This is a genomic window from Erythrobacter sp. S259, from assembly GCF_057364965.1.
This window is the reverse complement of sequence record NZ_CP200286.1, coordinates 2,550,255-2,564,274: the sequence shown is the minus strand read 5'-3', so window position 1 is coordinate 2,564,274 and position 14,020 is coordinate 2,550,255. Positions and strand designations below refer to the sequence as shown.

At 56.2% G+C, this 14,020-nt stretch carries 13 protein-coding genes; 3 read left to right on the top strand and 10 right to left on the bottom strand.

Annotation, left to right across the window (positions count from 1 at the left end):
• Positions 1–71 precede the first annotated feature (71 nt).
• From AC0V60_RS12085 to AC0V60_RS12070, 4 genes are all read right to left on the bottom strand, one after another.
• Complete coding sequence (locus AC0V60_RS12085; RefSeq protein ID WP_486178706.1) at positions 72–1,910, bottom strand: DUF885 domain-containing protein; 1,839 nt, start codon at positions 1,908–1,910, stop codon at positions 72–74.
• Between the two features lie 121 nt (positions 1,911–2,031).
• The gene (locus AC0V60_RS12080) at positions 2,032–3,090 is read right to left on the bottom strand and encodes a BLUF domain-containing protein (RefSeq protein WP_486178705.1); all 1,059 of its coding nucleotides are present in this window, start codon (positions 3,088–3,090) and stop codon (positions 2,032–2,034) included.
• Between the two features lie 471 nt (positions 3,091–3,561).
• Positions 3,562–5,217, bottom strand: a complete 1,656-nt coding sequence (gene groL, locus AC0V60_RS12075) for a chaperonin GroEL (protein WP_486178704.1) — start codon at positions 5,215–5,217, stop codon at positions 3,562–3,564.
• A gap of 70 nt (positions 5,218–5,287) precedes the next feature.
• Positions 5,288–5,575 carry a co-chaperone GroES gene (locus AC0V60_RS12070; protein WP_486178703.1) on the bottom strand — a complete coding sequence of 96 codons (288 nt, stop codon included), beginning with the start codon at positions 5,573–5,575 and terminating at the stop codon, positions 5,288–5,290.
• 239 nt (positions 5,576–5,814) lie between these two features.
• Between AC0V60_RS12070 and AC0V60_RS12065 the strand changes: the two genes are divergently transcribed.
• A complete protein-coding gene (locus tag AC0V60_RS12065) occupies positions 5,815–6,648 on the top strand; it encodes a mechanosensitive ion channel family protein (RefSeq protein ID WP_486178702.1) in 834 nt (277 codons plus the stop codon).
• A gap of 8 nt (positions 6,649–6,656) precedes the next feature.
• On the opposite strand, the gene AC0V60_RS12060 is transcribed toward AC0V60_RS12065, so the two are convergent.
• A complete protein-coding gene (locus AC0V60_RS12060; RefSeq protein WP_486178701.1) occupies positions 6,657–8,048 on the bottom strand; it encodes an MATE family efflux transporter in 1,392 nt (463 codons plus the stop codon).
• 249 nt (positions 8,049–8,297) lie between these two features.
• Between AC0V60_RS12060 and AC0V60_RS12055 the strand changes: the two genes are divergently transcribed.
• The gene (locus AC0V60_RS12055; RefSeq protein WP_486178700.1) at positions 8,298–9,683 is read left to right on the top strand and encodes a hypothetical protein; all 1,386 of its coding nucleotides are present in this window, start codon (positions 8,298–8,300) and stop codon (positions 9,681–9,683) included.
• Between the two features lie 97 nt (positions 9,684–9,780).
• The gene (locus AC0V60_RS12050; RefSeq protein WP_486178699.1) at positions 9,781–11,142 is read left to right on the top strand and encodes a serpin family protein; all 1,362 of its coding nucleotides are present in this window, start codon (positions 9,781–9,783) and stop codon (positions 11,140–11,142) included.
• 102 nt (positions 11,143–11,244) lie between these two features.
• On the opposite strand, the gene rplL is transcribed toward AC0V60_RS12050, so the two are convergent.
• The 5 genes from rplL to AC0V60_RS12025 form a co-directional block, all read right to left on the bottom strand.
• Positions 11,245–11,622, bottom strand: coding sequence for a 50S ribosomal protein L7/L12 (gene rplL, locus AC0V60_RS12045; RefSeq protein ID WP_486178698.1), 378 nt, complete (start codon positions 11,620–11,622; stop codon positions 11,245–11,247).
• Between the two features lie 79 nt (positions 11,623–11,701).
• Complete coding sequence (gene rplJ, locus AC0V60_RS12040) at positions 11,702–12,217, bottom strand: 50S ribosomal protein L10 (RefSeq protein WP_486178697.1); 516 nt, start codon at positions 12,215–12,217, stop codon at positions 11,702–11,704.
• A 386-nt stretch (positions 12,218–12,603) separates the two neighbouring features.
• Positions 12,604–12,831 (bottom strand): helix-turn-helix domain-containing protein, encoded by a 228-nt coding sequence (locus tag AC0V60_RS12035; protein ID WP_486178696.1) that lies wholly within the window; start codon positions 12,829–12,831, stop codon positions 12,604–12,606.
• Positions 12,831–13,370 (bottom strand): DUF2975 domain-containing protein, encoded by a 540-nt coding sequence (locus AC0V60_RS12030; RefSeq protein WP_486178695.1) that lies wholly within the window; start codon positions 13,368–13,370, stop codon positions 12,831–12,833. The genes AC0V60_RS12035 and AC0V60_RS12030 overlap by 1 nt, the downstream gene beginning before the upstream one ends.
• Before the next feature lie 26 nt (positions 13,371–13,396).
• Complete coding sequence (locus AC0V60_RS12025; protein WP_486178694.1) at positions 13,397–13,528, bottom strand: hypothetical protein; 132 nt, start codon at positions 13,526–13,528, stop codon at positions 13,397–13,399.
• Positions 13,529–14,020 lie beyond the last annotated feature (492 nt).

The following is a 14,020-nucleotide window of genomic DNA, read 5'->3' as shown; positions in this document are numbered from 1 at the left end:
AAGTAAAACGCAAAAAAGGGCGGAGTAGCATGTCGCTACTCCGCCCTTTTTGTTTGCTGAAATTGGATATTCTACCCTGCCTTTACGCTCGCGATCCACTGTTCGATGCGCGTTTCTAGGATCGACAAAGGCACTGCGCCGCCGCCCAGAATCGTATCGTGGAAACCGCGAATATCGAAGTCTTCGCCCAGCTCCTCTTCGGCCTTAGCGCGCAGTTCTTGAATGCGGATCATGCCGATCTTGTAAGACGTCGCCTGGCCCGGCAGCACATAGTAACGCTGCACTTCGCTGCGGACTGCGCCTTCTGGGTTGGGAGAGTTCGCAAGCGCATATTGCACCGCCTCTTCCTCGCTCCATCCCTTGGCGTGAATGCCCGTGTCCACAACCAGCCGGATCGCGCGCCAAATCTCGCTCGAAAGACGGCCAAAGTCGGAATAGGGGTCCTGATAACCGCCCATCTCTTTGGCGAGCAGTTCGGTGTAAAGCGCCCAGCCTTCGCCGTAAGCAGAGATAAAGCCGCCTTGGGATTGGAACTTGGGCACGCCTTCCAGCTCTTGCGCGATAGAGATCTGCATGTGGTGACCCGGATTGCCCTCATGATAGGCGATGGATTCAAGCTCAGGGATCGGCATCGTCGTCATATCGGAAAGGTGCGCGTAATAGATACCTGGGCGCGAGCCATCAGGCGTGCCCGCACGGTAATGCTGAGCCGCGCCGTCTTGCTCGCGGAAAGGTTCCACCCGGCGCACTTCCAAGGGCGCCTTGGGAAGCGTGCCAAAAAACTCAGGCAGCCGCGCGGTGAGCGTATCAATATGCGCCTTGGCCTGCGCAATATATTCATCCGCGCCCGCATCATTATCCTGATAGAAAAACTGCGGGTCGGTCCGTGTGAATTCAAAGAACGCCTGCAAGTCGTCTTCAAATCCAACCTGCTCCATAATTGTGCGCATTTCCGCTTGAATGCGCTCCACTTCATCCAGACCAATCTGGTGGATTTCATCCGCAGTGAGATCAGTGGTGGTCATCTCCTTGAGGGAGGCCGCGTAGAATGCCTCTCCGTTCGGGAGTGCCGTGACGCCAATGGTCTCCTCGCTGGTGTTCGGGCGATCTTCCTCGAACCAGGCAACGACGCGGCCATAAGCGGGCGCGAATGCACCGGTTAAGGCTTCGCTGGCGTCGGCGCGAAGCTCTTCAGCGCGTTCCTGCGTAATCACACCGCTTTCTACAAGGCTGGTAAGGTGCCGCTCAACGCCCTGCCACATCGCAGAAGGCTCACCGTTATCAAACGGTGCGCCAGTGGTCAGGTTGTTTGATTCCAAGATCACCGCATCATAAGCAAACCGGGGCGCGCGTGTTCCCGCCTCTGCATTGGCCTGGGTACGGGCGAGGAGCTGATCCATCGCAGTGCCAATCCCGCCGATACGCGCGATAAATGCCTGCATATCGCTTTCATCCTCGACCGTGTGCTGGGTCAAAAGGAAGGTTGGTAAACCGCTTTGTGCCGATCCCATTTGGTGCAAGATATAGGCCTGCTCGCGGAACTCATATGACCGCTCTGCCTGCTCAAGGCGGAACTTCCACATATCATAGGAAAGTTTCCCCGCATCCGTCAGCGCATCGTAATCAAAGCTTGCTTCCATCTGAGCGGTGGCACCGCGCATCCACTCAAGCTGTTCCAACTGAGCCTCTTCGCTCAGATCGTCGATCTTGTCGTAGTCGGTTTTGCGGCCAAGGCTCGTTTGGGAGATAGGCGAGAAGGCGAGCTGTTCTTCAAATTTTTCATCAAACCAGGTATTAAGGCATTCGGTTTGAGCCGTGTCGCCGCACTCAACGGTTTCGACCGGGGTCATTGCGTCGCATCCGGCAAGCGCGACGGATGCCAGCAGCAGCGCTGCGAATTTGGTATTCATGGGAGTTCCCTTTATTGATATTTTGCCGCTTCAATGAAGCAGACAAATGAAGCGCACAAGGCCCTAAGGAAAGTCTGCTTCATCTGGAAAAGCGCCGCTTAGGCGATTTCATGCTGCCCTATCAGCATTGGCCGTGCACCGAATGGGCATGGGCCACCAATTCAGCAATCCGCAGGCGTGTCCCGGCCATAGACTGACGCGAATGATCAGCGCCGACGTGTTCAGCGGTTGCAGAGGCTTCCGCGAACAACCTGCCGCCGACGGAGACCACAAGGTTTTGGTCAGGAACCACCAACCGGCTGTGCTTCACCGTCTCGCGTAAAGCAGCAATTCGGCCTGGGCGCGAAAGAGCCTCTGACAGGCCAATATCCAGTGCATCGGGACGCTGGTGCTCGAGCTGATTTGCAAGAGCCTGATCGCTTCCGGGAAATGCCATCTCCACCGACCACCCGGCGTCTTCAAACTGATCGGCAAGAAGGCTGGGGCCCATGACATGGGGCTCTCCAGGTGCAGCAACGAGGAGGATCGAATAGGACTTTGCCCGCAATGCCTCTGCGTCTTTGGTATAGCGCACGGCATGGCCTGCCATTTGGAGAATCCCAAGCCCAAGCGTGAGATCAAACTCGTTGCATTCATCAGACAGCCAAGCATCGCCCATCGCACGCGCAGCCGGTTCAAGAAGCTGCTTGATGATTTCATCGCCATGCCAGCCTGATGCCGCAAGCCTTGCCAGCAGGTCAGACAGGCCAACCTCATTGGCTTCAAAGGCATCTCTCATGGCGCGCTGGATGTGTTGGCCGAGGGGATGTTTGCGGCGCAGCCTGTCCCATAGGCTGGCCGGGGCCTGCTCGGCTTTTCGGTAAAGAAGCAAATCCCAATCCGAAAACAACCGCGCCTCGACATAATGCTCGCTCAGGAGCTCGATATCCTTATGACGTTCGTCGCGCTGAATGGACTGCCAAACGGAACTCAGCCCTTCAGGCGGTCCCTCAAGTGTTTGCAAAAACCGCCCGCCTTCATACAGCAGCATGCCAGTAACACCGACGCTTTGGTTGCGCGCGCGAGCCTTTTGGACGAGTTCGTTGAGAGTGGTTTCAGACTGCGCACCGGATGCCTTGCTCTGATAAGTCAGGCAACCGATCAGCTTGGAATGCCCATCGCCGTGCTCATACGAGTGCATCGCTTTATCCTCCCTACGCAGACAAACCGAGGAACCAGCATCCAGCATTGAGGGAGCCATTTAAGAGGCCCGGTTTATCCTTCAATTCTGTCTGCACATTCCCATCCGCAGATCCCAGTGTTCCCGCGGGCCAAAGGCCTCTCGCCAAGGCGGGGTTCAAGCACCAAGCAAGCCAGATCCAAAAGCATTACTCGGCTCAATTTGAGCGTCCGACATCAGCAATTCCATGAGCCAACCGACTCTGTGGAACCAGAACAAGTGTATTTTCCATTATACACTTGTTTGCGTCAACCCAATTTAACCTTTTGGCATGGCCGGCTTTCCTTATGGCGCGCTATTCTCGGGTCAGTTTCATTCCATGCATTCTCATTTCGGAAAATGAGTTGCGCAAAATGCAAAAAAAGCCCCGCCGAACCTGAGTCCAGCGGGGCCGTTTTTGTTAGCTTCACAAGCTTAGGCTTTGGCGGGCTCTTAGAAGCCCATGCCGCCGCCCATGCCGCCCATGCCGCCCATATCGGGCATTGCCGGTGCGCCAGCAGCCTTGTCTTCCGGAGCGTCGGTGATCGCCGCTTCGGTGGTGATCAGGAGGCCAGCTACAGAAGCTGCGTCTTGAAGAGCGGTGCGAACCACTTTGGTCGGGTCGATCACGCCGGCTTCCACGAGGTTTTCGTAAACGTCGGTTGCAGCGTTGAACCCTTGGGTCTCATCGCCTTCACGAAGCAGATTGCCAGAAACAACCGCGCCGTCATGGCCAGCGTTCTCAGCGATTTGACGAACAGGTGCCATGATCGCGCGGCGGACAATGTCAATGCCGCGGGTCTGGTCGTCATTGTCGCCTTTGAGGCCGTCGAGAGCTTTGGTGGCGTAAAGAAGCGCTGTACCGCCGCCGGGGACGATGCCTTCTTCAACCGCTGCACGCGTGGCGTGAAGCGCGTCATCCACGCGGTCCTTGCGCTCTTTCACTTCGACTTCCGAAGCGCCGCCAACCTTGATCACAGCAACGCCGCCTGCGAGTTTCGCAAGACGCTCCTGCAGTTTCTCACGGTCGTAGTCTGAGGTCGTGGCTTCCATTTGGGCCTTGATCTCGCCCACGCGCGCTTTGATGTCGTCTTCGCTACCAGCACCGTCGACAATGGTGGTGTTGTCCTTGTCGATGGTGACGCGCTTGGCTTCGCCGAGCATGCCGAGGGTTACGTTTTCCAGCTTAATGCCGAGGTCTTCGCTGATCATCTCACCCTTGGTGAGGATCGCGATGTCCTGCAGCATGGCTTTACGCCGGTCACCAAAGCCGGGGGCTTTAACAGCCGCAACTTTGAGGCCGCCGCGCAGCTTGTTGACCACGAGGGTCGCGAGCGCTTCGCCTTCGATGTCTTCAGCGATGATCAGAAGCGGACGGCCTGATTGCATTGCAGCTTCGAGAACCGGGAGCATGGCTTGCAGGCTGGAGAGCTTCTTCTCGTGGATCAGGATGTATGGGTTGTCGAGTTCAACCAGCATCTTGTCCGGGTTGGTGATGAAGTATGGCGAGAGATAACCGCGGTCGAACTGCATGCCCTCAACAACGTCGAGCTCAAATTCGAGGCCTTTGGCTTCTTCGACAGTGATCACACCTTCTTTGCCGACCTTATCCATGGCTTCAGCGATCTTTTCGCCTACTTCTTTGTCGCCATTTGCAGAGATAACGCCAACTTGGGCAACTTCCGAAGAACCGGCGACTTCTTTCGAACGGCCTTGAAGGTTAGCGACCACTGCAGCGGTTGCTGTGTCGATGCCGCGCTTCAGGTCCATTGGGTTCATGCCAGCAGCAACAGCGGTCATGCCTTCGCGGGCAATCGCTTGGCCGAGCACGGTTGCGGTGGTTGTGCCGTCGCCAGCAAGATCGTTCGTTTTTGAAGCGACCTCTTTGAGCATTTGCGCGCCCATGTTTTCAAACTTGTCAGAAAGTTCGATTTCTTTTGCAACGGTCACACCGTCCTTGGTGATGCGCGGTGCGCCAAAGCTTTTGTCGATGACGACGTTACGGCCTTTCGGGCCGAGGGTGACTTTAACAGCGTTAGCGAGCGTATCTACGCCGCGAAGAATACCTTCGCGCGCTTCGCGGCCGAACTTTACGTCCTTAGCAGCCATTGTGTTTTCTCCTGAGAATTCTGAAATTTAGTTAGGAAACGATCAAACGATCGGCCGAAACCCTTCGGGTTCAGCCGATGATGCCCATGATGTCGCTTTCCTTCATAATGAGGAGGTCTTCACCGTCGATCTTAACCTCGGTGCCGCCCCATTTGCCGAAGAGAACGCGGTCGCCTGCTTTGACGTCGAGCGTGACGCGGTTCCCGCTGTCATCGCGGGCGCCTTCGCCAACGGAGACGATTTCGCCTTCGGATGGTTTTTCTTGTGCGCTGTCAGGGATAATGATGCCGCCTGCGGTCTTTGTGTCGGCTTCGATGCGACGGACCAAAACGCGGTCGTGAAGTGGACGAAATGCCATTATTGATGACCTTTCTTGTCTTAGGTTGATAATGAACTTTGGCACTCTCGTATACAGAGTGCCAACGCAGGCGCAGATGGTAGCCGCGTATGTGAGAGTCAAGGCGGCGAGCGCAAAAAATTTGCGAAACGCCCCTGCAATGTTTCGCGCTTGAACATTGCTCCAGCATTCGCCACACGCTCAAAGCCCGGCGCGCGTTTGACCATGCACGCTCCTGCTTTGTTATTGCGAGCCCGATCATGCGCTTTAATCCTGAAATCACTGACCTGACCTATGCCGAACAAGGCCTCATCTGGCTGCGCATGAACTTGATGGACATCGGCGGCGGGATCGCCGTTCTGGTCATTGGAATTTTCATCGGCAATCTGATTTCACGCTGGATATTGAGAGGTCTCTCTCACACTTCCAGCGTCGATATCACTGTCGCGCGCGTGATCGCAAAGGCTGCAAAATACGCCATCTGGTCGGTGATCGCGCTTACCGTACTCACCCAGTTCGGGGTCGAGACGACCAGCATCATCGCAGCGCTCGGCGGCGTCGCGCTGGCTGTTGGTCTCGCGCTTCAAGGCACCCTTTCCAACGTTGCCTCGGGCGTAATGATCATGTCGCAGCGCCCATTTCGCGTCGGCGAAGTGATCAGCGTGGGTTCCATCATTGCAACCGTAGAGGAGGTTGGACTGTTCACGACGCAGCTAAAGCAGCCTGATGGATTGTTTGTGATGATGCCCAATAATGAGCTGTGGAACCAGCCTATCATCAACTTCACCCGCTACCCCACGCGCCGCTTCGAACTTATCGTGGGGATCGGTTATAACGACAGCATGCAAGAGGCGCGAGAAAGCCTCTTGGCGCTGGCTGCCGGTGATAGCCGTGTTCTGGCTGACCCTGAACCGATTGCTTTTGTGGCCTCGCTGGATGACAGCTCTGTCGGGATCGGCCTTAGGGTTTGGTGCGATACACCTGATTATCTGGGACTTTCCTGGGACCTTACAGAAGCAGCGAAATCCAAGTTCGACGAGATGGGGATCACGATACCCTTCCCGCAGCGCGAAGTTACAACCCGGGCAGCGTAAAGGCCATCTCAGATGGAGTGCCTTACCAGTCCCAGCCGCTCTCGCGCCATCCATCGCCAAGTGAGGAGGACCGCTGCAAAGGCAAGGCCAGTTGCAAGACCGACCCAGACCCCCACGCCCGCGAGCGGGGTGAAGAACCCAAGGCTGATGGAAAGGCCTATGCCAGGCACCCAATAGCTGAATATCGCGATCCACATTGGGGCTTGGGTGTCTTGAAGACCGCGTAGCGCGCCTGCTGCTACAGCTTGAATGCCGTCAACCAGTTGAAACGCTGCGGCGAGCACCAGATACTGAAGCGCAAACCCGACAAGCGCTGCGTTATGAGCGGCATAGGGATCCACGTAAATCGAAAGCAGAGAATAAGGCGCGATGACCATGGCGCTCGCGGTGAAACTCATAAAAAGAGCTGAGATTGCAAGCGCCACCCAGCCAGCTTGTTTAACGCCAACCGGATCGCGTGCGCCGTGGAAATAGCCGACGCGGATTGTGACTGCCTGACCCACGCCAAACGGCACCTGAAAGGCGAGGGCGGCCAGCTGCAAGGCAACCGTGTGGCCTGCAAGCTCGCTTGCCCCAAACCGCCCCATGAGAAACGCCGCCGCACCGAAGATACCGGCTTCTGCGGTTACTGTCAGGCCAATGGGCGTGCCGATCCGCACGATCTGCCAAAACCTTGGCCAGTCAGGCGACCACCACTTGCCAAATACGGCATAGCGATGAAGGCGCGGGTCTGAGACAATCGCGAGCACATAAGCGCCAAGGATCACCAGTGAGGTGATAATTGTCGCAATCGCTGCGCCTTGAAGGCCAAGCTCGGGCGCTCCGAAATTGCCGAAAATCAACGTATAGTTGGCAAAGGCATTCACGATGATGCCTAGACCTGTGATTGCCGTTGCGAATATCGGACGGCCAAGGGCTGACACAAAATATCTAAGCGCTGCGGCGAGTAGCATCGGGATCAGCGAAAAGATGATGATGTAATTGTATTGAACGCTGAGCGCGATGATCGAGGCTTGCTGGCCGGTCGCATACATGACCGGTTCGAGCAAGAGGCAGATGCCCATGCCAATGACGCCCGTTATGACCGCAAGCCATAGTGACATGCGCACCGAGCGGCGTACGGGGCGCAGCGTAGGGCCGCCTGCACCAATCGCCTCGGCGATTAGCGGTGCCACAGCTCCGATAAGTGACGTCATCGCCCACAGCACGAGCCCAAAAAGTGAAACCGCCAGAGCCGACGCTGCGAGCGGCTCATCTCCAAGCCTTGCGATAAATATCACATCGACCGCATAGGTCAGCATTTGCAGCAGATTGGCACCAGCAAGGGGCGCTGCGAGCGCAAAGGTCGCTCGAAACTCTTGACCCCAACTGGGTGTTTTGTTGCTTGGCCTGTCTTGCATCACACTCTTATCGCTTCTCGCTCAAGCGAGCCCGCCCGACTACGAGTTGCCGGTGCGATGGGGAAGCAAATTCGCCCTTTGCATGGCTCTTGGTATGGCCCGCGGCATGGATTGTCAGAACATTTGAGACAGGTATTCGGGTTCAAGAAAGTCCTGAACGCGGCGCGTTCGTTGGCCCGTTTTACAAAATCCTTTATCTCAAATGTAAAAATCTCCATAAGCGCGTTTGAGTGACGGGGGGATGCTCTTTTGGACAAAGATCCTATCATTGCTGAGGGACTGGACGGCAACGAGCCGCGGACTTGGTGGCTCGCGTCAGCGCGCCTCATACCTTCGCCTCATACTGCCGAGCAAAAAGCGGCCATTGCAGCGAGCCTGCGCGCGCGGCCAGCGGCAAAAGCGCTCACCAAAGCGCGTCTGGGTGTGGGCGCGGCGGTGGTTGCTGCTGCTGCGGCTGTACCCAATCTCTCACTTGAAGCGATGGTGAGCACGCTTGGCGCTCCAATCGGCATTGGCCCGGTAGCAGGCGAGGCGGCGCAAATCCGTGCCGCGAGCGACGATAAGCCGGAGGTGCCGGGCGCAAGCGGCAGCAAAACACGCCTTGCTACGGAAATCTGGACACCGGCCGACCAAGCCCTTGGCCATGTTTATGCGCAGGCTTTGGCGGCCCAAGAGGCTGCGGCTCCGTTTACCGATCAGTCGCGGCTGGATTCGTTCCGGCGCAAGATGCCGATAAGCGTGACCGACACGCCTTCGGAGAGTTTTGATCTCGCCTTTGCGGATGTCCAAACATCCACTGGGCTGACAGCCCTTGTGGCGGGGACTGTTCCGACCAGCGAGGTGATGCTGCTGAGCGAGCGCTCCGGAGAGATTGCGATCGATACGATTGCGATTGAGCCAATCACAGACCTCGATCTTGCGGTCAGAGCCACCCCTGAAAATGTCGGCACTGGCGAAGAAGAACTTGCCGCCGGTTCATCAGCCGTGCGGATCGACGCGATTGCCAACCATTCGGTTGAGGCCGCGTTTGCAGGCGCGATAGATGCAACATCTTCAATGCGCAGCTCGCTTCCGATCGCGTCCCAGGCTCAGAGCAGTACGGCGACTAATGCGGCGGTTGTCGCATCAACGGTCCCTACCCCGAACAACGTACCGAGCCCCCTGCCAAATCCAAGGTCCAATCAATCTGATGCTCGCTCTGCTGATACGCGGCGGGCCATCGCAGTCGGTGCTCCATCGCCTGATGTGAGCGCCTTTGCCGCATCGCAGGCCGTTTTGGTGGCAAAGTCGAAGCTGGATGCGCGTGTGAACGGTGTCCGCACGGGCAGCGTCGAGTTTAAGCAGTTGGATGGTACAATTGCGATCCAACTGCGTTCGGTCGCAGAGATGATGCGCGATCAGTTTAGCAAGACCGAATTTGCCAATATTGCGCGCGGGTCAGCCATCGACAGCTATGTGACACTGGCGCAGCTGCAAGACGCTGGCATTCCGGTGAGCTACAATCCCGCCTATGATGAGATTGAATTCGGCATCGACTATCAAGACGCGCCCAATGCCAAGAAGGTGCAGGTCGACCAGATTTCAGTCCCTGCCTTGGGCACAGAACTGACTGCTATCGAGCAAATCCCGCGTTAATCCGCCGTTCCATCGGGCAGCTCTAGCTTAGCTTCTCTTATTCACCGGTCCGCTTTGGCGCGGGTTTTGCGGGTGAATATTGTGAGGAGGGGACGAAATGCGGTACTTTTCAACGTTGACAGCCATAGGCAGCTTGCTTGCCTTACCCATCCTTGCAGGCTGCGCAGCAAACGGACCTGTTAGCAGCGCCGTCTCTGACAGTCCGGCCACCGTCGAAGAGGTCGCGAAAGGGTCAAATGCCTTCGCGCTTGATCTCTACCGCGAGGTCGCAAAGCCCGGTGAAAATCTATTTTTCTCTCCCGCCAGCATCTCTTTGGCCATGGGGTACGCATATCGCGGCGCCGATGGGCAAACGGCCGAGCAGATGCGCAAGGTGATGCGGTTCCCAGCGGGGCCAGAGGAGTATTTGAGCGGGGCGGGCAAGCTTGACCGGATGATGAGTATCTCCGGTGAGGGCCGCGAGCTTCGCAGTGCGAATGCGTTTTGGGTGCGCAATGAGCTGGAGCTGGTCCCGGAGTTCCAAGCGGATTTGGAACGCGAGGCATCGAACTCTTTTCGCAAGGCTGATTTTGGCGGCGATCCCGAAGGTGCGCGCGAAGAGATCAACGGCTGGGTTGCGGGAAAGACAAACGACCGGATTGAGGAGTTGATACCACCAAGGGTGTTGAACACGCTCACTGCCGCCGTGCTCGTTAATGCGATTTATTGGAAGGCTGATTGGCAGAAGCCATTTTCACCACGGGCGACCAAAGAAGAGCCGTTCTATCTTGCCGATGGCAGCGAGATTGCGGCCGAGCTTATGAATTCGTGGCATGATCTTCGCGGCCTCAAGCGCGGTTCGGTGAAGCTCGTGGAGTTGCCCTACAAAGGCGAGGAGGTGAGCATGGTTGCCATCCTTCCTGATAAGCCCGAGGGATTAGAACGGCTGGAACGGAGCCTTTCCGCCTCTAAGTTGGAGCGCTGGCTCAAGGCACTCGATGAAGCCGAACCCTATGACACTGTTCTAACACTGCCCAAAATGAGCATGGACTGGAATGCCGATCTGAAGACAGTGATCGAAGGGATGGGCGCGCCGTTGCCCTTTTCCAAGCATGCCAACTTCGACCGAATGGCAACATTCCCCCAGGCTGAATTGTCCGACTGGTGCGGTTTGAAAATCACCAATATCATTCATCAGGCTAACATTGATGTCGATGAAAAGGGCTCCGAGGCTGCCGCCGCTACGGCCGTGGTAATCGGAGGTGTTGTAATTACATCCGCCCGGCGAGGACCACCTCCGCCACCGCCTTTCATATTCCGCGCCGATCACCCGTTCATGTTCCTTTTGCGCGACAACCGAACCGGCGCAGTCTTGTTTATGGGGCGTATGCTTGATCCGACGCAGGAAGAAAGCGCCGGGCCCCAGCCTTACAAAGGCCCGCCCGAGCGTTATCGGCCTCCTTGCCCGGAGAAGTTTTAGCCCAAACAAAAAGGGCGGCGCCATTGCTGACACCGCCCCCTGATTGCGAGCGCTTCAAGACACTTACAAAACTTTGCGCAAGGGTTACTTGAGCGAGCCCAATTACTTGAGTTCGACAGTACCGCCAGCGGCTTCGATCTTGCCTTTGATCTCTTCGGCTTCTGCTTTCGCAACGCCTTCTTTGAGAGGCTTTGGTGCGCCTTCGACGAGACCTTTGGCTTCGGTGAGGCCCAGGCCAGTGATGGCGCGGACTTCTTTGATGACCTGGATTTTCTTGCCGCCGTCGCCGGTGAGGATGACGTCGAATTCGTCTTTTTCTTCAGCAGCAGCTTCGCCGCCGCCACCAGCACCAGGTGCAGCAACAGCAACAGCAGCCGCTGCAGAAACGCCCCACTCTTCTTCGAGTGCTTTGGCAAGTTCAGCTGCCTCAAGGACAGTCAGTTTAGAAAGTTCTTCAACAAGCTTGGCGATATCGGCCATGATGTTAACTCCAAAATTAAGCGGGGCTTTTCAATGAACCCCATGATGTTTCGTTTATCGTGCGAATAGCGTCTTAAGCTTAGGCGGCATCTTTGGCGGCATACGCACCAATGACACGGGCCAGTTTGTTGGCGGGGGCCGTTGCAACCTGAGCGATTTTCGTCGCAGGCGCATTTACCAGACCAACAATCGTGCCACGCAGCTCGTCAAGGCTTGGCATCGAGGCAAGCGCCTTGATCCCAGCTTCGTCGAGCACCTGACTGCCCATTGAGCCACCGACGATTTCCAGCTTGTCGTTCGACTTGGCGAACTCAACAGCTGCTTTTGCAGCCGCTACAGGGTCCTGCGACCATGCAAGCGCGGTTGGACCATTAAGGTATTCCTTGAGGCCAACGTAATCGGTGTCTTTCAGGGCGAGCTTTGCAAGACGGTTCTTCGCAACCTTATAAGTTGCCCCTGCTTCACGCATCTTGCCCCGAAGGTCGGTAGACTGATCCACCGTAAGGCCGAGGTTGCGGGTGACAACCACCACGCCAACTTCGTTGAAGACTTGCGAGAGCTGCGCAACCGCATCGGCTTTTTGCGAACGATCCATGCATTTGCTCCTTCACTATGGCTGTGTGCGAGAAGGCCTCGCGCACAACCGGCTCAAATCATCTCGCGCCGTTCATCGACGTGAGACAAGTCCATCAATGGGGAAGGAGGACCCGAGGGGTCATTTACAAGGTGCCAAACACCAAGCGTATAATCTCATTTCCCCGTCTAGGCTGGAAATTAAGAGAGGCAAATTCCTCTCACCAACGGTCTCGGACGGATGACCTGACGGGCAGGTCGAGGGGCGCAATTAGCGGAAGGCGCGTGAGAGTCAAGGAGTATAGCGAGTCCTCGCGAAGGCGGGGACCTCCATCGGATTGGCGCCCGGTCGCGAGAGGTCCCCGCCTTCGCGAGGACCCACTAGAACATTCAAACCCACTAGAACATTCAATTAGCCTTGTAGCTCAGCAGATCGCCCGGCTGGCAGTCCAGTTCCCGGCATATCGCGGCAAGCGTCGTGAACCGGATTGCTTTTGCCTTGCCGGTCTTGAGGATTGAGAGATTGGCAAGAGTGAGGCCCACTCTTTCGGCCAATTCGGTGAGTGTCATGCGCCGATCGTGCAATATGTCATCGAGTTTGACCATGATTGTTGCTCCTTCATCATCAGCAGGCATCAGACCGTTCCTTCGAGATCTTCGCGCATCGCAGCGCCGTGTTTGAACACGCGTGCAAGGATGAAGAGGATGATGACCATAAGGATGCCCTCGACGTCCGGACCCATCTCTATCGTCAGCGAGGAGGCGTCCTGATCGTTGATCCATGGAGACAGGAATGCGCCGAGCGCAGCGGCGGGCATAATCAGGAATTGCATCGCCAGAAGAAGCCACGCCATCATGTTTAAACGATTGGCATTCTCCTTTTCGAAAGGTTTTCCCTCACTGACTGTCTCGATGATCTGCTTGAGCTTGTGGAAAAAGAAAAAGCCAAGGCCTAAAAAAACGGCGATCAGAAGGAAGAGTATCGGTAGGCCGATGATTGGTTCGGTATTTCCGAGACTATCCTCAAAACTCGTGGTTCTTATCGAGTCGGGTTCGATGACCGCCCAAAGGGCTACGCCAGCAATCACAACCGAAGCTATTGCACAAGCAGCTTGCATAATGATGGTGAGCAGTTTTCCTGCGAGTAGCAATAAGTCATTGGGTCTTTCCGTCATATCTATTCTCCCTTTCTGAGCGTGGCTCAAGCCAACTCAGGCATGACGATGGCGTCGTTCGTCTCAGCGGGCGGCACAGTCACGATTGTTCCAATGGATGTGAAGGCGAGGACAACTGCTGCAAGGGCGGCGAGCGTGTTGGTGAATCCGAGTGACATATCGTTCTCCTTGATATGATTTATTGAATTGCGATAATTTTTAAGTAGATGCAGCACGGTTTATCGTCAATCAATAAATATTGAAAAACGATAATATGCTGATCGAAAAGCGATATTTTGGAGGATATTGTTTCTCGATAAGGCTGTGAGCGCTGGGATCGCACTTAAAGAGGGGTCATTCTTCTTCGCGATCCGAATCGATGCGGGTGACTAAGGAAGTCTGTTGACGAGATCTGGCCTGTATTCCTACATGCCTCGTCACACACCGACTTCGAGACGGATTTGTCCATGCGCGACGGACAGGGCCAAGGATAGAAGCGGTGCTTTGCCATATTCGCGAACGCTTAAGCTGCATCCATTTTGGACCCGCCGAAGGGACCATGTTGGAGTGCGGCTTGTTTGCGTATCGACATATGGCATCGCAGTCCTGCGCGTGATGACTGAAACCAACTTGGCTTTGGGCGGTTCAAGCCCAGAGCACACAGGCAAAGA

Bases quoted from the DNA above. Each gene is read 5' to 3' on its own strand.
- AC0V60_RS12080 (WP_486178705.1), bottom strand. From the start codon at position 3,090: ATGCACTCGTATGAGCACGGCGATGGGCATTCCAAGCTGATCGGTTGC.
- AC0V60_RS12060 (WP_486178701.1), bottom strand. From the start codon at position 8,048: ATGCAAGACAGGCCAAGCAACAAAACACCCAGTTGGGGTCAAGAGTTT.
- rplL (WP_486178698.1), bottom strand. From the start codon at position 11,622: ATGGCCGATATCGCCAAGCTTGTTGAAGAACTTTCTAAACTGACTGTC.
- AC0V60_RS12035 (WP_486178696.1), bottom strand. From the start codon at position 12,831: ATGCCTGCTGATGATGAAGGAGCAACAATCATGGTCAAACTCGATGAC.
- AC0V60_RS12065 (WP_486178702.1), top strand. From the start codon at position 5,815: ATGCGCTTTAATCCTGAAATCACTGACCTGACCTATGCCGAACAAGGC.
- rplJ (WP_486178697.1), bottom strand. From the start codon at position 12,217: ATGGATCGTTCGCAAAAAGCCGATGCGGTTGCGCAGCTCTCGCAAGTC.
- AC0V60_RS12050 (WP_486178699.1), top strand. From the start codon at position 9,781: ATGCGGTACTTTTCAACGTTGACAGCCATAGGCAGCTTGCTTGCCTTA.
- AC0V60_RS12025 (WP_486178694.1), bottom strand. From the start codon at position 13,528: ATGTCACTCGGATTCACCAACACGCTCGCCGCCCTTGCAGCAGTTGTC.
- groL (WP_486178704.1), bottom strand. From the start codon at position 5,217: ATGGCTGCTAAGGACGTAAAGTTCGGCCGCGAAGCGCGCGAAGGTATT.
- AC0V60_RS12085 (WP_486178706.1), bottom strand. From the start codon at position 1,910: ATGAATACCAAATTCGCAGCGCTGCTGCTGGCATCCGTCGCGCTTGCC.
- AC0V60_RS12030 (WP_486178695.1), bottom strand. From the start codon at position 13,370: ATGACGGAAAGACCCAATGACTTATTGCTACTCGCAGGAAAACTGCTC.
- AC0V60_RS12070 (WP_486178703.1), bottom strand. From the start codon at position 5,575: ATGGCATTTCGTCCACTTCACGACCGCGTTTTGGTCCGTCGCATCGAA.